21 protein-coding genes are annotated in these 17,847 nt (G+C 72.3%); 13 read left to right on the forward strand and 8 right to left on the reverse strand.

The annotated features are described in order from the left end of the window. Window positions 1-20 precede the first annotated feature (20 nt). Both F4553_RS02060 and F4553_RS02065 read left to right on the forward strand, forming a co-directional pair. The gene (locus tag F4553_RS02060; protein WP_184831324.1) at window positions 21-530 is read left to right on the forward strand and encodes a SigE family RNA polymerase sigma factor; all 510 of its coding nucleotides are present in this window, start codon (window positions 21-23) and stop codon (window positions 528-530) included. After that, complete coding sequence (locus tag F4553_RS02065; RefSeq protein ID WP_184831326.1) at window positions 527-1,864, forward strand: TolB-like translocation protein; 1,338 nt, start codon at window positions 527-529, stop codon at window positions 1,862-1,864. The genes F4553_RS02060 and F4553_RS02065 overlap by 4 nt, the downstream gene beginning before the upstream one ends. Here the strand turns inward: F4553_RS02065 and F4553_RS02070 are convergent. Together F4553_RS02070 and F4553_RS02075 are read right to left on the reverse strand one after the other, a co-directional pair. Beyond that, entirely contained in the window at window positions 1,854-2,975 is a 1,122-nt protein-coding gene (locus F4553_RS02070; protein ID WP_184831328.1) for an AAA family ATPase, read from the reverse strand. The two genes, F4553_RS02065 and F4553_RS02070, sit on opposite strands and share 11 nt — an antisense overlap. Further along, complete coding sequence (locus F4553_RS02075) at window positions 2,962-3,747, reverse strand: RNA ligase family protein (RefSeq protein ID WP_184831329.1); 786 nt, start codon at window positions 3,745-3,747, stop codon at window positions 2,962-2,964. The genes F4553_RS02070 and F4553_RS02075 overlap by 14 nt, the downstream gene beginning before the upstream one ends. 55 nt (window positions 3,748-3,802) lie before the next feature. On the opposite strand from F4553_RS02075, the gene serA reads away from it, so the two are divergent. Further along, entirely contained in the window at window positions 3,803-5,017 is a 1,215-nt protein-coding gene (serA, locus tag F4553_RS02080) for a phosphoglycerate dehydrogenase (protein ID WP_184831331.1), read from the forward strand. After that, complete coding sequence (locus F4553_RS02085) at window positions 5,014-6,375, forward strand: FAD-binding oxidoreductase (RefSeq protein WP_184831333.1); 1,362 nt, start codon at window positions 5,014-5,016, stop codon at window positions 6,373-6,375. The genes serA and F4553_RS02085 overlap by 4 nt, the downstream gene beginning before the upstream one ends. A gap of 16 nt (window positions 6,376-6,391) precedes the next feature. On the opposite strand, the gene F4553_RS02090 is transcribed toward F4553_RS02085, so the two are convergent. Beyond that, on the reverse strand, window positions 6,392-7,051 hold the full coding sequence (locus F4553_RS02090) for a cysteine hydrolase family protein (protein WP_312875061.1): 660 nt from the start codon (window positions 7,049-7,051) through the stop codon (window positions 6,392-6,394). Here F4553_RS02090 and F4553_RS02095 point away from each other — a divergent pair. Beyond that, window positions 7,026-7,493 carry a GNAT family N-acetyltransferase gene (locus F4553_RS02095; RefSeq protein ID WP_221469656.1) on the forward strand — a complete coding sequence of 156 codons (468 nt, stop codon included), beginning with the start codon at window positions 7,026-7,028 and terminating at the stop codon, window positions 7,491-7,493. The genes F4553_RS02090 and F4553_RS02095 overlap by 26 nt on opposite strands. A 93-nt stretch (window positions 7,494-7,586) precedes the next feature. Then, window positions 7,587-8,375, forward strand: coding sequence for an SDR family NAD(P)-dependent oxidoreductase (locus F4553_RS02100; RefSeq protein WP_184831337.1), 789 nt, complete (start codon window positions 7,587-7,589; stop codon window positions 8,373-8,375). A gap of 92 nt (window positions 8,376-8,467) precedes the next feature. Here F4553_RS02100 and F4553_RS02105 read toward each other — a convergent pair whose 3' ends face one another. Continuing rightward, entirely contained in the window at window positions 8,468-9,157 is a 690-nt protein-coding gene (locus F4553_RS02105) for a TetR/AcrR family transcriptional regulator (protein WP_184831338.1), read from the reverse strand. A gap of 86 nt (window positions 9,158-9,243) precedes the next feature. On the opposite strand from F4553_RS02105, the gene F4553_RS02110 reads away from it, so the two are divergent. Continuing rightward, the gene (locus F4553_RS02110) at window positions 9,244-9,942 is read left to right on the forward strand and encodes a DUF4386 domain-containing protein (protein ID WP_184831340.1); all 699 of its coding nucleotides are present in this window, start codon (window positions 9,244-9,246) and stop codon (window positions 9,940-9,942) included. Continuing rightward, window positions 9,939-10,820: an NAD-dependent epimerase/dehydratase family protein gene (locus F4553_RS02115; protein WP_184831342.1), complete on the forward strand. Its 882-nt coding sequence runs from the start codon at window positions 9,939-9,941 to the stop codon at window positions 10,818-10,820. Before F4553_RS02110 ends, F4553_RS02115 begins: the two co-directional genes overlap by 4 nt. Window positions 10,821-10,872: 52 nt before the next feature. Here the strand turns inward: F4553_RS02115 and F4553_RS02120 are convergent, their stop codons facing one another. Continuing rightward, a complete protein-coding gene (locus F4553_RS02120; protein ID WP_184831344.1) occupies window positions 10,873-11,433 on the reverse strand; it encodes a GNAT family N-acetyltransferase in 561 nt (186 codons plus the stop codon). Window positions 11,434-11,550: 117 nt separating this feature from the next. On the opposite strand from F4553_RS02120, the gene F4553_RS02125 reads away from it, so the two are divergent. Then, entirely contained in the window at window positions 11,551-11,811 is a 261-nt protein-coding gene (locus F4553_RS02125) for an antitoxin (protein WP_221469657.1), read from the forward strand. A 188-nt stretch (window positions 11,812-11,999) separates the two neighbouring features. Next, window positions 12,000-13,409, forward strand: coding sequence for a condensation domain-containing protein (locus F4553_RS02130; protein ID WP_184831346.1), 1,410 nt, complete (start codon window positions 12,000-12,002; stop codon window positions 13,407-13,409). Window positions 13,410-13,503: 94 nt separating this feature from the next. Here F4553_RS02130 and aroA read toward each other — a convergent pair whose 3' ends face one another. Further along, on the reverse strand, window positions 13,504-14,739 hold the full coding sequence (aroA, locus tag F4553_RS02135; RefSeq protein WP_184831348.1) for a 3-phosphoshikimate 1-carboxyvinyltransferase: 1,236 nt from the start codon (window positions 14,737-14,739) through the stop codon (window positions 13,504-13,506). Between the two features lie 65 nt (window positions 14,740-14,804). Here aroA and F4553_RS02140 point away from each other — a divergent pair, with 65 nt between their 5' ends. Continuing rightward, window positions 14,805-15,503, forward strand: coding sequence for a class I SAM-dependent methyltransferase (locus tag F4553_RS02140; RefSeq protein WP_184831350.1), 699 nt, complete (start codon window positions 14,805-14,807; stop codon window positions 15,501-15,503). Here the strand turns inward: F4553_RS02140 and F4553_RS02145 are convergent. Beyond that, window positions 15,482-16,465, reverse strand: coding sequence for a GlxA family transcriptional regulator (locus F4553_RS02145; RefSeq protein WP_184833128.1), 984 nt, complete (start codon window positions 16,463-16,465; stop codon window positions 15,482-15,484). The two genes, F4553_RS02140 and F4553_RS02145, sit on opposite strands and share 22 nt — an antisense overlap. A 158-nt stretch (window positions 16,466-16,623) precedes the next feature. On the opposite strand from F4553_RS02145, the gene F4553_RS02150 reads away from it, so the two are divergent. Next, window positions 16,624-16,761 carry a hypothetical protein gene (locus F4553_RS02150; protein ID WP_184831352.1) on the forward strand — a complete coding sequence of 46 codons (138 nt, stop codon included), beginning with the start codon at window positions 16,624-16,626 and terminating at the stop codon, window positions 16,759-16,761. A 105-nt stretch (window positions 16,762-16,866) separates the two neighbouring features. Here F4553_RS02150 and F4553_RS02155 read toward each other — a convergent pair whose 3' ends face one another. Continuing rightward, entirely contained in the window at window positions 16,867-17,097 is a 231-nt protein-coding gene (locus F4553_RS02155) for a DUF2630 family protein (RefSeq protein ID WP_184831354.1), read from the reverse strand. Between the two features lie 51 nt (window positions 17,098-17,148). Here F4553_RS02155 and F4553_RS02160 point away from each other — a divergent pair, with 51 nt between their 5' ends. Further along, window positions 17,149-17,772, forward strand: a complete 624-nt coding sequence (locus F4553_RS02160; protein WP_184831356.1) for a hypothetical protein — start codon at window positions 17,149-17,151, stop codon at window positions 17,770-17,772. The last annotated feature ends 75 nt before the right edge of the window (window positions 17,773-17,847 follow it).

Consider the following 17,847-nt stretch of genomic DNA (forward strand, 5'->3'; position numbering starts at 1 on the left):
GTGATGTTGATGTGCCAGCGATGACCGCTCCTGCGGATTCGTTCCGGGAGTATGTGGACGCGCGTCTAGGGGCGCTCGTGCGCACGGCGTTTCTGTTGACGGGCGACTCCTATTTGGCGGAGGACCTGGTTCAGCAGACGTTGGCCAAGGTCGCCTCCCGCTGGGAACCGATCGTGGCGGACGGCAACCCGGACGCTTACGTGCGGCGCGTCCTTTACCACCAGCATGTCTCCTGGTGGCGACGGTGGCGACGGGAGCCGCTGCCGGTCGCCGACGTGCCGGAGGTCGCCGGGGCGGACCCCCACGGGCCGACGACGACGGCGATCGACGTTCGCCACGCACTGGCCAAACTGGCCCCCAAGCAGCGGGCCGTGTTGGTGCTGCGCTACTTCGAGGACCTGACCGAGGCACAGACGGCGCAGGTCCTCGGTGTCTCGACGAGCACCGTGAAGAGCCAGACCCGGGACGCGCTGGCCCGTCTGCGTGCCGTCGCCCCCGAACTGGCCGACCTGCAGGAGGCGTCGAGATGACTACAGCACTGCGTCGGGCTCTGGTCGATCTCTCGGGCGAGGCTCCCAGCGTGCGCATGCCGGACCTGTGGCGGCGCGGACGCCGCATCCGCCGGCGGCGCCGAGCCGTGGGGATTCTCACCTGCCTGCTGGTGGGCGCGGCCGCGATGTGGCTGCCGTCGCCTACCGCGACCGGGTCGCAGTTCGCAGCGACCGACGACCGCACGCTGCCGGCCTGGGTCGCACAGCCCTACCTGTGGCAGCAGACGTTCGGCGCGGATCCCCACGGGCCGGCGAAGCTCGTGTTCGAGACGGGGCACAGTCTCGATCTGGAGACGTCGCTGGTGGTCGTGGGCCGGGACGACTCCTTCCGGCTGATCTACCGCGATCCGGGCGAGTGGACGGGCAGTCTGTCGCCGGACGGCCGCTACCTCCTGGGCGGCAGCCTGGTCGACCTCGTCACCGGGCAGTCCCGCACGCTCAGCCCCGCCGTCTCGTCGCAGTGGCCGGTCGTGTGGTCGCCCGACAGCCGAAGCGCCGTCGCCGTCGTCGGACAGGACGACGTGGTGCCCACCACCGGGCCAGACGGCGAGCGGATCAACGATCCGACCCGCTTGGACAACATCGTCATCGTCAGCGTGCCCGACGGCAGTCCGAGGGTCGTCCACGTCGCCGAGGCGGGCGCCTTCCGGGCCGCGTTCTCGCCTGACGGTTCCCGGCTCGCCATCACCGTCGGCCGGGACGCACAGGACCAGGAGCTGCTCGTCATCGACGTTGCGACCGGTGCCGTACAACGCAGGGCGCCACTGAGCGAGCAGCAGCAGATCGCGGGCGCCGCAGCGTGGTCCCTGGACGGCAACCACCTGGTCCTGACATTCGCCGAGGGATGCCCTGCCCCGACATCCTGCGACGAGTCCGCCCCCGACCGGCCGGCCCCGCACCGGTTCCACCTGCAACATCTAGATGTCGACACCGGAACGGTCACGGACGAGGCGGACCGCGGCCGGTCCGGTCAGCCGTCGCTCATCGCGTGGCGGCAGGGCGCACCGGTCCTGTCGGTCACCGACACGGATGGCTCCTGCGCCATCGTGCGTCTTCCGGACGGCCGGAGCCCTGAGACTCTGCCACTGCGGTCGGCCGGGTACGGGTGCCCGAGCTACCCCCGCGACGCACTGGAGCAGTGGACCCTCGACGGCCCACCATTGGCGCCGTCACCATGGCAGGCCCAGAACTGGGCGTACGTCGTGGTGGGGTTCGCCGCCCTGGCCGGCGCGGCGCTCGTGGTGAGGCTGCGCCGCCGGTGGGGGCGGCGGTCGGTGGCACGGAGCTCGCTCGGCGGGTCGTCTACGCGGTGATCCGGTGCACGGTGTGGGCCTCGGTGAGGTCGGGGCTCTCCCAGCGGCGGATCAGCCGGTCCAGGGCGGCGTCGGGAACCGCCCGTTCGCGCTGCCGATTGCGGGCGCGGACGACGTCCGGCGGTGCCTCCAGGGCCACGATCTCGACCCGCCCGTGGTAGCCGGCGATCAGCGAGATGCACCGTTCGCGCTGCTGGCGGCTGATGTTGGTGGCGTTCCAGACGAAGTCGCGACCGGCCCGCAGCAGCACCCGGGCCTCCTCCCGCGCGGCGGCGGCGACGGGTCCCTGGTCGTCGGTGGGTTTGATCCGCAGCCGCTCCCGGGTGGCGTCGAGGCTGACGACGGGCAGGCCGGGCCGGTGCGCGGCGATCCAGGTGTCCTTGCCGACGCCGGGCAGGCCCGACAGGACGGTGACGGTGAGGCGGGTGTCGTCGAAGGCGGCGTACGCGGGGTCGCGGCCGGGGGTCCGGAAATAGTCGAAGCGGGCGTGGTCGGACGCGAACGGCCACGGCCGGTCCAGCACGCCGAGGTCGGTGCAGTACTCGGCGAACAGGTCGATGTTCTCCAGCACCGTGGCCGCGTCGCCGCAGGTCCGGCCGGTGATGTCGGCCCGGGCGAGCATCGCCAGGTCGGCGTTGCCCGCCACCAGGCTGACGCGCAGGGCGATGGATTGCAGGTCGGCGCGTTCCAGTGCCCAGAACGGCACCTGGTGGTGGCGAACCAGCGCGGCGACGTGCTCACGCCAGGCGATCGGGGCGCCGAGCTCCCACAGGATGCGGCGGGCGGCGAGCTCGCCGCCGCGGGAGTGCCCGTGCGCGGTGACGCGCCCGTCGGGGCCGGTCTGGGTGCAGAAGGGCTTCGCCACGTCGTGCAGGAGCACGGTGGCGAAGAGCAGGGTCCGCCGGTCGGCCGGCAGGGCCCGGAACTCCGGCGACGCGGCGAGCGCCTGCGCGGCCATCCAGGTGTGGACGGCGACGTCGCCTTCGGCGTGGTGCACGGGGTCCTGGGCGACGCCCTCCATGGCGCGGATCCAGTCGAAGCGCTCGCGGATGCGGTCCCAGGGCACGGCCCAGTCGGGTGCGCGCGGGCAGAGGTCGTCAAAGGCCTGCATAGAGGGCCTCCGGGTCGGCGAGCCGGTTGGCGATGATCGGTCGGTCGGCCCAGTGGCTGCCGGAGTCGGCGATGGCGGTGGCGAAGCTGGGGCGTACCCATTTGAGCCGCCCGACCACCTCTCCCCCGTCCTCGATCTTGAGGTAGAGGCCTTCCATGTGGTCGTCGCGGTCGGTCTCGGCGGCGGCGCGCTGCGGGTCGACCCCGGCGTCGGTCGCGGCCCGCGCGAGGCTGTCCCGCCATCGGGGGGTACGGCACAGCGACGGCCCGACGAGGGCGGTGAGCTCGCCGAGCGTGGCGAACGTCCCGGCTCGCAGGACCGGGACGCTGGTGACGGGCACCTCGTCGAGGAGGGCGGCGCGCTGCGGGGTGCCGAGGAAGGCCCCGGTGGTGCGGTCGAGGATGTCGAACTCGCAGAAGTAGTGCGGCAGCGCGTCGTAGTAGACGGTGTGCTTGGCGTAGAGCCACTCGCCGAACAGCACGTAGCGGTCGGTCAGGCGCGGCCACAGCCGGGGGGCGATGGTGCCGGCCCAGGACTTGAGGGCGCCGAACTGGCGTTCGCGGGGGCCGCCGGTGAGGAAGTGGCCGCGCGACTGCAGGCGCAGCTCGCCGCCGGCGGTGAAGCTGATGCCGGCGTTGGCGCCGTCGAGCTTCTCCTCGACGACGATGTGGCGTCCCCGGAGGTCGGCGAAGGGCACCTGGTCGAGATCCTCGTCACCGGGTTGCAGCCGGGACCCCGACAGGTGCGGGGTCCGCGGATACTTGACCAGCACGGGAGTATGTCTACCGCCTGACCGGTGCCCGACGCGAGCGGTTTAGGCTGATCGCATGATCGAGCAAGCGAAGATCCGGGTCCTCCTCGTGGAGAACATCCATCCTGACGCCGTGTCCCGGCTGGAGTCGGAGGGCTATCTCGTCGAGTCCCTCGACGCAGCCCTGGACGAGGACGAGCTGCTCGCGCGGATCGGTGGGGTCCACCTGCTGGGCATACGGTCGAAGACCCAGGTCACGGCGCGGGTGATCGCCGCCGCGACGGACCTGGTGGGCATCGGTGCGTTCTGCATCGGCACCGACCAGATCGATCTGGCGGCGGCGTCGAAGGCGGGGATCGCGGTGTTCAACGCCCCGTTCTCCAACACCCGCAGCGTCGTCGAGCTGGCGCTGGCCGAGATCATCATGCTGACCCGGCGGCTGTCGGAGAAGAACGCCGCGATGCACGAGGGTGTGTGGGACAAGGCCGCCGACGGCAGCCACGAGGTGCGCGGGCGGACGCTGGGCATCGTCGGCTACGGCAACATCGGCACGCAGATGTCGGTGCTGGCGGAGAACCTCGGGATGCGGGTCTACTTCTACGACACCGCCGACAAGCTCGCGCTGGGCAACGCCAAGCGCTGCGGCACCCTCGACGAGCTGCTGGAGGTCGCCGACACCGTCACGCTGCACGTGGACGGGCGGGCCGGCAACAGCGGCTTCTTCGGCGAGGAGCAGTTCGCGCGGATGCGTCCGCGCAGCATCTTCCTGAACCTGTCGCGCGGGTTCGTCATCGACCACGCTGCGCTGCGGCGGCACCTGGTCAGCGGGCACCTCGCGGGTGCGGCGATCGACGTGTTCCCGAAGGAGCCCAAGGGCCGCGGCGAGGAGTTCCAGTCGGAGCTGCGGGGTCTGCCCAACGTCATCCTCACCCCGCACATCGGCGGGTCGACCGAGGAGGCGCAGGCCGACATCGGCGGGTTCGTCGCCAACAAGATGACCCGGTTCGTCACCGAGGGCGCCACCACGCTCAGCATCAACATGCCGCACGTGGCGCTGCCGGAGCAGGAGCGCACGCACCGGATCGTGCACGTGCACCACAACATGCCCGGTGTGCTGGCGCAGGTCAACAGCATCCTGGCGCACCACTCGGTCAACATCGAGGGCCAGCTGCTGGCGACCCGCGGCGAGTACGGGTACCTGATCACCGACATCGGCGCCGACTACCCCGACGAGGTCGTGACCCGGCTGCGCGCCATGGACCAGACGGTCCGGCTGCGGGTGCTGTCGTGAGCGACATCGAAGAGGTGCTGCGGGGCATCGTCGGGCCGGGGCACGTGCTCGTCGACCCGGATCTGCGGGCGGCGTACGAGACGGATTGGACCCGGCGTTTCACCGGCACCGCGCGCTGCGTGGTGCGGCCGCGCGACACCGCGGAGGTCGCGGCGGTCGTGCGGGCCTGCGCTGCGGCGGGGGTGCCGATCACCGTGCAGGGCGGCAACACCGGCCTGGTCGGCGGCGGCGTCCCGGACCGCGGCGAGGTGCTGCTCAGCCTGACCCGGCTCAGCGACCTGGAGCCGGTCGACGAGCTCGAATCGCAGGTCACCGCCGGTGCCGGGGTCACCCTGGAGAAGCTGCAGGCCCACGCCCGGGCGGCCGGCCTCGACGTCGGCGTCGACCTCGCGGCCCGGTCGGCGGCCACGGTCGGCGGCATGGTCGCCACCAACGCGGGCGGGATCCGGGTGCTGCGCTACGGCAGCATGCGCGACCAGCTGACGGGCCTGGAGGCGGTCCTCGCCGACGGGACCGTGCTGACCCGGCTCGCCGGGCTGGCCAAGGACAACACCGGCTATGACCTGACGCAGCTCCTCGCCGGCAGCGAGGGCACCCTGGCGGTCATCACCCGGGTCCGGTTGCGCCTGGTCCCGCTGCTGCCGGCCCGGGCGGTGGCGCTCGTCGCGGTCGACGGCACCGAGGGGGCGCTGGCGCTGCTGGCGGCGGCCCGCAGCCGGCTCGCCACGCTCAGCGCCGCCGAGCTCTGCTACGCCGACGGCATCGACCTGGTCCGGGCGCACGGGCGGCTGTCGGCGCCGTTCGCCGAGGACTACCCGGCCTACGTGCTGCTCGAGTGCGCCGCCCACAGCGACCCGACCGACGAGATCCTGGAGCTGCTCGCCGACTGCGACGCGGTGCAGGACGCGACGGTCGCCGGCGACCAGGTCGGCCGGGCGCGGCTGTGGGCCTACCGGGAGACGCACACCGAGGCGATCAGCGCCGCCGGGGTCCCCGTCAAGCTGGACGTGTGCGTCCCGCTGCGGGAGCTGGCCGGGCTCGTCGCCGAACTGCCCGGCGCCGTCGCCGCGGTCGCGCCCGGGGCCCGGGGCATCGTCTTCGGGCACGTCAACGAGGGCAACCTGCACGTCAACGTGCTCGGTGCCGGGGAGCACGCCGAAGAGGTCACCGACGCGGTGCTGCGCCTGGTCGCGCAGCGGCACGGCAGCATCAGCTCCGAGCACGGGGTCGGCCGGGCGAAGGTGCCGTGGCTGGAGCTGTCCCGGTCGGAGGCGGAGCTCGCCGCGCTGCGCCGGATCAAGACCGCCTTCGACCCGGACGGGATCCTCAATCCGGGAGTGCTGCTGCCCGTGCGGTGAGACCCGGCCGGGGCCCTCACGCGTGGAAGTCGACCTCGGCGGTGGCGACCGTGCCCGCGGTGCGGCCCGGGGCCGTCTGGTGGGTCCAGTAGAGGTTGGTGTGCGCGATGACCTCCCCCGGCCCCGGCACGCCGAACTGCGAGCGGTCCCTGGTCGTGTGGGCGTCGCGGACCAGGGCCGTGTCGTAGCCGCGGGTGAGGGCGCCGTGCAGGGTCGAGCGGATGCACGCGTCGGTCTGCGCGCCGGTGACGAAGATCCGGCCGACGCCGAGGTCCGCGAGGACCGCCTCCAGGCTGGTCTCCTCGAAGGCGTCGAGGTAGTGCTTGTCGACGTGCGGCTCGGCGGCGTCCGGGGTGAGTTCGGGGACGATCCGCCACTGGTCGCTGCCGTGTTCGAGGTGAGCGTCGGAGTGCTGGATCCATCGATGACGAGCAGTGCGGTCCGGGGCCGGTTCGGCAGTGTGGTCATGCCGCCCGCCGTAGCGCCACCCATCGACACCGGTCGACGGCGATGGCGGGTCACCGGCATCGTGCAGGCGGTGAGCGGACCGGCGCAGTAAAGTCGCGCGGATGAGCGAGTTCGGCGTACCGGATGAGATTTTGACCTGTGACGGGGTGACCCTGCGGCGCTGGCGCCACGGCGACGCGGCGTTGACGTTCGCGCTCGTCAACGACACGATCGAGCACCTGGCGCCGTGGATGGAGTTCGCCGCCAACGGCTACACCGAGGCCGACGCGGTCGCCTACCTCGCGCTCTGCGACGAGCACTGGGACTCCCGGCGCAACTTCAACTACGCGATCGTCGCCCCGGACGGGCGGGTCGTGGGCAGCACCGGCATCATGACCGAGCGGCCCGAGGGCGGCGTGGAGATCGGCTACTGGCTGCACCGCGACTACACCGGGCAGGGCATCGCCACGAAGGCGTCGCGGGCGCAGATCGAGGCGGCGTGGCTGATGGGCGCCACGCACGTGATCATCGTGCACGACTCGAACAACCACCGCAGCGGTGCCGTGCCCGCCCGGCTCGGCTTCACCGAGGTCGAGCGGCGGGTCGGTGTGGAGCCGCCGACGGCGGTGAAGACCGGGACGAAGGTCGTCTGGCGGCTCGACCGAAAATAATCCGCGCGGCTTGTCGATTCCGGGGCTGCCCGCCCGACGCACGGGTAGAGGCTGGGAACAGGACCGGCCACCGTGAAGCGAGGAACGACAGACATGCTGCTCCAGAACAAGAACGCCGTCATCTACGGTGCCGCCGGATCCGTCGGCTCCGGCATGGCCCGCACCTTCGCCGCCGAGGGGGCGCGGGTCTTCCTGACCGGGCGGACCCGGGCGACCCTGGAGGCGCTCGCCGAGGAGATCACCGCCGCGGGCGGGCAGGCCGAGGCCGATGTCGTCGACGCGCTCGACGAGGCCGCGGTCGACGCCCACGCCCGGTCCATGGTCGAACGCGCCGGCAGCCTCGACATCTCGATCAGCCTCGTGACCAGGGGCGACGTCCAGGGGATCCCGTTGGCGCAGATGACGACCGAGGACCTGCTGCGGCCGGTCATGACCGGCCTCACCGCGACCTTCGTCACCGCCCGCGCCGCCGCGCGGCACATGACCGGGCAGGGCTCCGGGGTCATCCTCGCCTTCAACAGCGGGTCCGCGCACGGCAGCCCGATGATGGGGGGTACGGGCCTCGCCGACGCCGCGATCGACACCTTCATCCGCAACCTCGCCGGGGAGATCGGGCCGAGCGGCGTCCGGGTGCTGGGCATGTGGGCAGCGGGTGTGCCGGAGTCGTTCACGCCGGAGAAGCTCGCCGCGGTCAACAGCGACATGGTCTTCGACGACGCGGCGATGCAGGGGCTGCTGGCGCAGCTCGCGTCGATGCGGATGCTGCGGCGTTCGCCGAGCCTGGCCGAGATCGCGTCGACGGCGGCGTTCCTCGCCTCGGACCGCGCGGGCGGCATCACCGCGACCTTCGTCAACGTCACCGGCGGCATCTTCGCCAGCTGAGGCGGTGCGTTCGCTCGCAGGGCAAGCCGCGCCCCGGTGTAGGACCAACTCTTCAAGAGTTGGTCCTACACCGGGGCGCCCGCGAGAGTTCCTCAGGGGCGCAGGCGGGCCAGGTCGGCGGCGGCGCGCAGTGCCGCGTGGTGGAAGTTGGCGGCGGCCTGGTCGCCCAGCCACGGCAGGTGGCCGAGGAGTTCCAGCAGCACCAGGCCGTGCACCCGGCCCCACAGGTCCAGGCCCCAGCCGAACGCGGCGGGCGGCATCCCCGGCAGGACCAGGGCGGCCGCGGCGGTGAGCGCGTCGTCGAGCGCCGGATCGACAGCGGGAGGCCGGATCGCGGCGAGGTCGGCCGGGCTCCAGCCGTGGAAGACCGCGCCGGTGAACGCGACCCCGAGCCGGCGGGCGGCGTCGGTGGTCGGCCCGCCGGGCGGGGCGGCGTAGCCGGGGACCGGGGTGCCGAAGATGAGCAGGAACCGGGCCCGGTGCTCGACGGCCCACCCCCGGTACGCCGAGGCGACCCCCACCAGGTCCGGATGCGCCTGCCCGGCCGCCTCGATGGCGTCGGCGAGCGCGTTGTGCGCGTCGGCGATGAGCGCGGTGATCAGGTCGTCGCGGCTCGGGAAGTAGTGGTAGAGCGACTGGACGGTCATCCCGACCTCGCGGGCCACCCCGCGCAGCGTCATCTGCCCCGCATCGGCGGAGAGCTGGCTGATCGCGACCGTCTTGATCTCGTCGATCGTCGCCGCGCGTTTGCGGTCGCGCAGCGACACCCGTACCTCCGTCATGCCGGTAGCCTAACGCATTCTGGTTTGACTAACACTGTCAGTTAAATCTACTGTTGTTCGACAGTGAACCCACCAGGAGGACCACCATGAGCACCACCCCCCTCAGCCCGCCACGACGCTGGCCCGCAGCCCTGTTCATCGCCGAAGGGCTGCTGATCGCCGTCCCGCTCGTCGTCCTCGGCCAGGCCGTGAACTGGCCCGCCGGACTCGGCGACCCCGCATCGGTCACCCTCCCGCTCGTCGCCGCCCACGAGACCGGGCTGCGCGCCGGATACCTGGCCTACCTCGCCTACTCGCTGCTCTTCCTGCCGGTGATCGCGGTCGCCGTCGGCACCTTCGCCGGACCGGCCGAGCGGCGGCACCCGGCCGCCCGGATCGCGGTGCTGCTCGCCGGCCTCTCGGCGCTCGCCCGGGCCGTCGGGATCCTGCGCTGGCTCACCGCGATGCCGGTCCTCGCCGCGAGCTGGGCCGGGGCCGACCCGGCAATGCGGGCGGTCATCGCCGTGCAGTTCGGCGTCCTCAACGACTTCGGCGGTGGCATCGGCGAACTCCTCGGCGTCGCCGCGTTCGGCTCCGCCGCCGTCGCCTGCGCCACGATCGCCATCCGCGCCGCCGTCCCGGCCTGGCTCACCTGGCTCGGCGCGGCCACCGCGGTCCTGGCCGCTGTCCCGCTCGTCGAGCTCGCCGGGGTCGACGCGGGCGCGCTGACCTCCGTCGGGGTCACCGCCGTGCAGATCTGGCTGCTCGCGCTCGCGGCCGTCGTCTGGCGCGGGGCCCGCCGATGACCCACGTCGTCCTCGGTGCCGGCCAGACCGGCCGCCCACTCGCCGCCGCGCTCGCGGCCGCAGGCCTGGGGGTACGCGTGGTCAGCCGCACCCGCCCCGCCGGGCTGCCCGCCGGCGCCGAGCACCGCGGCGCGGACCTCACCGACGTGGACGCCACGATCGCCGCGTGCGCGGGGGCGTCGGTCGTCTACCACACCGCCGGGGCTCCCGTTCCGCAGTGGGACCGGGCCTTCCCGGCGGTCATGGCGTCGGTGCTCGCCGGGGCGGCCGCCGCCTCGGCCCGGCTGGTCTACCTGGACAACCTCTACGCGTTCGGGCCGCCCGAGGGTGCGATCACCGAGGCGTCGCCGCCGAACCCGGTCGAGGCGAAGGGGCGGCTGCGGCTGCACCTGGCGGAGCTGGTGCTCGGGGCCGCCGGTCGGGGCGACCTGCCGGGGGCCACCGTGGCGCACGCGGCGGACTTCTTCGGACCGGGGGTACGCAACTCGGTGCCGGGGGCGCTGGTGCTCCGGGCGGTCGAGGCCGGGAAGGTGCCGCGGTGGCCGGTGGCGCTCGACGAGGCGCACAGCCTGGCGTACACCCCGGATGTGGCGGCGGCGCTCGCGGCGATCGGCGCTTCGGCGGGCTGGAGCGGCGCGCGGCGGCGGATCATCGCGGCGCAGGCGCCGACGGGCCGGGAGTTCCTCGCGGCGGCGGGCGGGCGGCCCGGGGCGGTGCTGTCGCTGGCGGCGCTGCGGGTCGCCGGGATCTTCAGCCGGGGCGCGCGGGACCTGGCCGGGCTCGCCTGGCAGTACGACCGGCCCTACGTCGCCGACGGCACCCTGCTGCGGCAGGAGACCGGCCTGGTGCCGACCCCGCTGGCGGTCGCCCTGGCCTAGAGCGCCGTTTTAGGACCAACTCTTGAAGAGTTGGTCCTAAAACGGCGCCGCGTCAGCCGTGGCGGACATGCTGGTTGTCGCCGGTGAGGCGGCCGGTGCGGATCAGCGCGCGCTTCGTGCCGGGCGGCAGGGCCTTCGCGGTCTCCTCGGCCGAGAGCTCCGGCTCGGCCGGATTGGTGCGCACGAACAGCGCCACCGTCGTCGCCGGGACGAACCCGTTGCGCGACATCAGCGTGGCCGAGGCGACGTTGCTGGACTCGACGTCGGTGACGACCCGGCGCGCACCGGCGGCGAACAGCGCCTCGCAGCAGACCTCGACCAGGCGCCGGGCGATGCCCCGGCCCTGCATGTCCGGGGCGACGGCGATCCACTCCAGGTAGGCCCAGTCCTCACGGAACTCGAACTCCATCGAACCGAGGACGAAGCCCACGACCCGGTCCGAGTCGAGCGCGACCCAGCACGCCCCGTCGTCGGTGTCGAGGTGCTCGGCGACGGCGGTGAGGGACCAGGAGGTGTACGGCTTGACGCTGACGTCGAAGACCTCATGGCCGAGGTCGAGGACCTGGCGGAGGTGTCCCAGGCCCATGGGGACGATCGGGATCGTGTCGTTCATGAGCCCAGTCTGCCTCGAACGGCCGCTCGACGGTTCCCCGGGGACGTAGAATTGAGTCCGAAATGCCCGACTTATCCAGGACGGGCTTATCGAGGGGAAAAGGGCATCATGGGGATCATGGACAAGGCCAAGGAAATGCTCGGCATGGACGACGCCACCGACGCGGCGAAGGACGCCACGGGCAAGGTGGGCGACAAGGCCGCCGACGCATCCAACGCTGCCAAGGACCAGGCCGGAAGCATGTCCGACAAGGCGAAGAACATGGTCGACAAGGGCGGCGACAAGATCGACAACATGACCGGCGGCAAGGCTTCCGGCCACATCGACAAGGGCCAGGACGCCGCCAAGGACGCGATCGACAAGATTCCTGGAATGTAGCCCGCGCGTCCGACACGGACGCAGCGGCTCAGATGGTGCAACGGCCCGCTCCGGCGCTGAAGTAGCGCGGAGGAGGGCCGTTGCGCTGTCCGTGGCGGGACAGCCGGCCGCGCTGAGGCCTTGCGGGCGCGCTCCGGGTCGTCAAGGGTGAGATCGTCGGCGACGATCCGAACCCCGCAGGAGCCCCCGTGATACCCGCACTGGACCCGTCGCCCGTCGCCACGTTTCACGGCGGGCGGAGCGTCACCGCCCGGTTGACCTGGGGGCAGCAGGGCATCTGGAACATCATCACCGCGATGGCGCCCCACGACGCGTTCCTCAACCAGCGCCGGATCGTCGCCGTCCCCGCGGGCGCGGTCGCGACCCTGGCGGCGGTGGCGGCGGCCGTCGGCACATTGATCTCCCGGCACGAGTCCCTGCGGACCAGGATCCGCACCGTCGGCCAGGTGCCGTGGCAGGACGTCGCCGCCGCGGGCGAATGCCCGATCGAGGTGCTGGAGACCGCACCCGACCAGGCCCGGCGGGCCGCCAAGCAGGCCCGGGAGCGGCTGCGGCTGATCCCGTTCGACTACGCCGAGGACCTGCCGATCCGGGTCACCGCGGTCCTGGCCGACGGCACGGTGCGCTACCTGGTCCTGGTCCTCGCCCACATCGCCGTCGACTGGTACGCCCTGGCCCGCCTGGAACGCGAACTGACGGCGCTGCTCGTCGACGGCGCGGTCGCCGCGGCACCGGGTCGCCAGCCGGCCGACATGGCCGAACGCGAGCACAGCGCGGCCGGGCGGCAGCGGACCCGGCGCGTCCAGGACTACTGGCGCGGCCGCTACACCCGGTTCCCGGCGCAGGCGTTCCCCCCGGCGGCGCCGTCCGCCGACCCCTATTACGGGCAGGCCGACCTCGTCTCACCCGCGCTCGGCACCACCTGCCAGATGGCGGCCAGCCGCTACGGCACCAGCTCCTCGGCGGTCCTGCTCGCGGCGACCTGCGCCGTCCTCGCCGCCTGGACCAGGCAGGACCGGCTGGGGATGCTCACCCTGGTCAACAACCGGTTCCACGACGGCCACCGCGACGTGATCGCGCCCGTCAACCAGCTCGGCATCCTCGCGTTCGACCTGAGCGGGACCGCCACCTTCGGCGACCTCGTCACCAGTGCCTGGCGCGAATCGCTGAGCTGCTTCCGGCACGCCTACTACGACCAGGACGCCCTCGACGGGTTCCTCGAGGACACCGGGCGGCTGCACGACGGCCGGATCGCACCCTTCTGCTGCTTCAACGACATGCGCGCCGCCAACGGCCACCTGCGCGGCCGCCGCACCGGGACCGCCCGGCTGCACGCGGCCAGGAGGCGGTCCCGGATCACCTGGCGCGAACCGCTCAGGGACTTCAGCTGGCACTTCATGCTGTCGGTCAGCGACCTGCCGGGCAGCCTGTGCGTGTCGCTCGCCGCCGACGCCCGTTACCTGCCGCCGCGCCGACAGGTAGCGGTCCTGCTCGCGTTCGAGGAGCTGGTGGTCACCGCGGCCACCCGCGAGGTGCGGCTGGCGGAGCTTTACCGCGGTGTCGAACGCGCCAGGAAACAGCGCTGGCCCGAGGAGTGACGAGCGTAGCGAGGAGCCCCGCCGGGCGCGCCGGGAGCCCCGCTGGCCCGAGGAGTGACGAGCGTAGCGAGGAGCCCCGCCGGGCGCGCCGGTGTTACAGGTCCCAGCCCTGGCGCAGTTCGGCGAAGACCCGGTGGAAGGTCGGGAAGGTCTTCTTCACGCAGTCCGGGTCGTCGAGCGTGATGCCGTCGGTGAGCAGCCCGGTCACGCTGAAGCTCATCGCGATCCGGTGGTCGGCGTGGCAGGCGATCCGCGCCCCCGCCGGAACACCCGGGTGGATCTCCAGCCAGTCGCGGCCGGTCTCGACCCGGATCCCCAGCGCGCGCAGGTTGCTCGCGCACGCCTCCAGCCGGTCGCTCTCCTTGACCCGGATGTTGTAGACATCCTCGATCCGCACCGGGCCGTCCGCGAACGGCGCGATCGCGGCGAGCGTCGGCACGGTGTCGGAGATGTCGCGCATGTTGACCGTGACCCCGTTGAGCTTCGGCGGGCCGGTCACCGTGATCGAGTCGTCGGCGATGTCGACCGTCGCGCCCATCCGCTCCAGCACGTGCACGAACCGCACATCGCCCTGCAGGCTCGACGACGACAGCCCCGGCACGGTGACCGTACGCCCGGCCACCGCGGCTGCGGCGAAGAAGTAGCTCGCGCTGGACGCGTCGGGCTCCACGACGTAGTCCTGCGGGGAGTAGGCGGCGGCCGGCACCACGAAGACGCTGCCGTCGCGTTCGACCGCCACCCCGAAGCGGGCCATCATCGCCAGGGTCATCTCGACATAGGGCACCGAGACCATGTCGGTCACGTGGATCCGCAGGCCCTGGCCGGTCAGCGGGCCCATCAGCAGCAGCGCGGTGAGGAACTGCGACGACAGCCCCGCGTCCAGGCGCAGGTCGCCGCCGGTGATCCCGGCCGCGTCGATCGTCACCGGCAGGTGCCCCTCGGCCTCGTCGTGGTGCAGGGTCACCCCGAGCGAGCGCAGCGCCTCGGACAGCGGGCCGACCGGGCGGCGGCGCATCTGCGCGGACGCGTCGAACCGGAAGTGCCCGTGCCCGGCGGCGGCGAGCGCCGGCAGGAACCGGGCCGCGGTGCCCGCGTCGCGGCAGTAGACGTCGGCGCTGCCCGCGGGCGGCCCGGCCGGGTTGCCGGTGACGGTCCAGGCCTCGTCGTCCAGGGTCACCGGGTAGCCGAGGGCCTGCAGGGCGAGCGCGAAGCCCTCCGTGTCGTCGGAGCGCAGGGGGTGGCGTAAGACGGTGGTGCCGTCCGCCGCCGCGGCCAGGAAGAGCGCCCTGGCCATCACCGATTTGGACCCGGGAATGCGCACGATCGTCACGCGGTGATCGTAACCAGCCGCGAATATCCGGTTGCCCCCGCCGCCCGCCGTGCCAGGATTCAGGCATGACCAAGCCGTGGATGATCGATGAGCTCGGCTACGCCGGGCCGGAGCACCTGGACCCGGACTTCGTCGACGGCTACGACCGCAAGCAGGGGTTTCCCGACCCGGACGGCGACGTGGCGATCCTGCGCGAGCACGGTCTGACCGCCACGTCGACGCTGGTGGACCTCGGGACCGGCACGGGCCGGGTGGCGCTGGCGGCCGCTCCCCACGCCGGGCGGGTCGTCGCGGTCGACGTGTCGCCGGCGATGCTCGCCCAGGTGTCCGCTCGCGCGCAGGCGGCGGGGCTGGCGAATGTGGAGGTCGTGCGGGCCGGGTTCCTCACCTATGAGCACACCGGAGCCCTCGCCGACGCCGTGCACACCCGCAACGCGCTGCACCAGCTGCCGGACTTCTTCAAGGTGCAGGCGCTGCTGCGGATCGCGGCGATCCTGCGCCCGGGCGGGGTGCTGCGGCTGCGGGACCTCGTCTACGACTTCCCGCCGGAGCGGACCGAGGAGTTCTTCGACGGCTGGTTCGCCGGTGCGGCGGCCGACCCGGCGGCCGGTTACACCGCCGCCGATTACGCCGAGCACATCCGGACCGAGTTCAGCACCTTCGGCTGGCTGCTGGAACCGATGCTCGACCGGGCCGGGTTCGACGTGGTCACGGCCGAGTCGGAGCGCTCGCTCTACGCCGCTTACACCTGCGTCAAACGCTGAGGCTGGTCGCGGGTCGGGCTGCGGAACGTCTGCCGGTACGCCTGCGGGGTGGCCCCGAGCCGCCGGGCGAAGTGGTGGCGCAGGTTGACCGCGTCGCCGAACCCGGCGTGCACCGCGATCGACTCGACCCCGAGGTCGGTGCCCTCCAGCAGCTGCCGGGCGAGCAGCACCCGCTGGCCGGTGATCCAGTCGTGCGGGGTGGAGCCGGTCTCGGCCTTGAAGCGGCGGGCGAAGGTGCGCGGTGCCATGTGGACGCGCTCGGCGAGCTCCTCCACGGTGACCTGCCGGTCGAGGTGCTCGACGAGCCAGACCAGCAGCGGTTCGAGGGTCGGTGCCTTCTCCGTCTGCGGGACGGGCGCCTCGATGTACTGCGACTGGCCGCCCTCGCGGTGCGGCGGCACGACCATGCGGCGGGCGAGCTTGGTGGCGATCTCCGAGCCGTGGACCAGGCGCACGACGTGCAGCATCAGGTCGATGCCGGACGCGGTGCCGGCACTGGTGAAGATGGTGCCGTCCTCGATGTAGAGCACCGACGGGTTGACGTGCGCGGCGGGGAAGCGGCGGGCCAGCTCGTCGGTGTATTTCCAGTGGGTGGTGCAGCGGCGGCCGTCGAGGAGACCGGCCTCGCCGAGCACGAACGCGCCGGAGCACTCGCTCATCAGCAGGGCGCCGCGGGCGTATGCGGCGCGCAGGGCGGCGATGGCGCGGGGGTCCACATCGCAGTCGAGCGGGTGCGCGGGGATGACGACGAGGTCCGCGTCGGCGATGGGGCCGAGGTCGGCGTGCGGGGTGATGTGGAACCCGGACCGGGTCTGCACCGGCAGTCCGTCCACTGTGCAGAGCGAGAAGTCGTAGGCCGGGAACCCGTCGGCGGTGCGGTCGGTGCCGAAGACCTCGCAGGCGACGCCGAGCTCGAACGCCGCGATCTGGTCGAGGGCGAGCACGGCGACCTTCTTCACCATCATGCGGCCAGCCTAACGCCAACTTGGCAGGATTTCTAGGTGGTGTGGCATTCCTGCCACTGGGGCGGGAGGGGTGGCTGCGCCATGCTTATCCGTGAGAGAGAACCGGTGCGCACCGGCGACGTATTCCCAGACCGACTCGAAAGGTCGTCGCCGTCATGGAACTCCTTGTCGTGCTCGCATTCCTCCTGCTCCTCAACGTGCTCAGCGCCGCCGGGCTCACCGTCGACAGCCGCATCAGCAAGCGCTGCGACGACTACGCGGCCGACGACCCGCACATAAGGCCGCTCGCGTAGCGCAACGGGGGGCAAGATCGCCGCAACTCTTCAAGAGTTGGTCCTAAAACCCGTTAGGACCAACTCTTGAAGAGTTGCGGCGATCTTGTGCTTGTGGGGGCGGAACTACTGCAGGTAGCCCTCGACCTCGGCGGCGGGGCGGACGGTGTCGACGCTGTCGGCCGCGGCGCGTCTGCGGCGCAGCAGGTCCCAGCACTGGTCCAGCTCCACCTCGACGGCGGCGAGCCTCGCGTGCTCGTCCTCGGCGGAGATCGTGCCGGCCTGGACACCACTGCGCAGCCGGTGCTCCTCGGCGACAAGCTCCGAGACCCGGTGCAGGATCGTCTGCTCCTCCATACCTGGACGCTACCGCCGCAGCGCCCCGAGCGCACGGGATACCCTCACAGAGTGAGCTGGCTCGACGCGATCGGCTGGGCGGGGTCGGCACTGCTGATCTGGTCACTGCTCCAGACCCGGATCCTGCGGCTGCGGGTTCTCAACCTCATCGGCTGCCTCGTGCTGCTCGGATTCAACTGGGCGCTCGGCGTCTGGCCGATGGTCGGGCTCAACGTGGTGCTCGCCGGGATCAACGCCTACTTCCTGCGCAGGCTGTGGTCGACCCGGCACGACGAGGAGTCCTACGCCGCGGTGGAGGTGGGTGCCGGCAACGAATTCCTGGCGCACGTCCTGCGTACCCACAGCAGGGAGATCAAGCGCTTCAACCCGGGCTTCGACGCGGCCGCGACCACCGGCCGGCTGGGGTTCATCGTCGTGCGCGGCGACGAGACCGTCGGCGTCGTGCTGCTGCACGACCGCGGCGATGGCGTCGCGCAGATCGACCTCGACTACGTCGCGCCCCGGTTCCGCGACTTCACCCCGGGCGAGTTCGTCTTCCGGCGCAGCGGCGTCTTCGCCCGGCACGGGTTCACCGCGCTCGTCACACCGCCGGGGATGGTCGCCCCCTACTACGAGCGGGTCGGATTCCGCCGCGACGGCGACCGCTACCGGCTCGACCTGCCGGTGGCGATGTGAGCAGACGGCCCGGCTGGATAGATGGGAGCGCGGCCGATATCCTTCGGCGATCCCGATGTCACCCATCCGGAGGAC

This window comes from Allocatelliglobosispora scoriae, assembly GCF_014204945.1.
Classification (GTDB): domain Bacteria; phylum Actinomycetota; class Actinomycetes; order Mycobacteriales; family Micromonosporaceae; genus Allocatelliglobosispora; species Allocatelliglobosispora scoriae.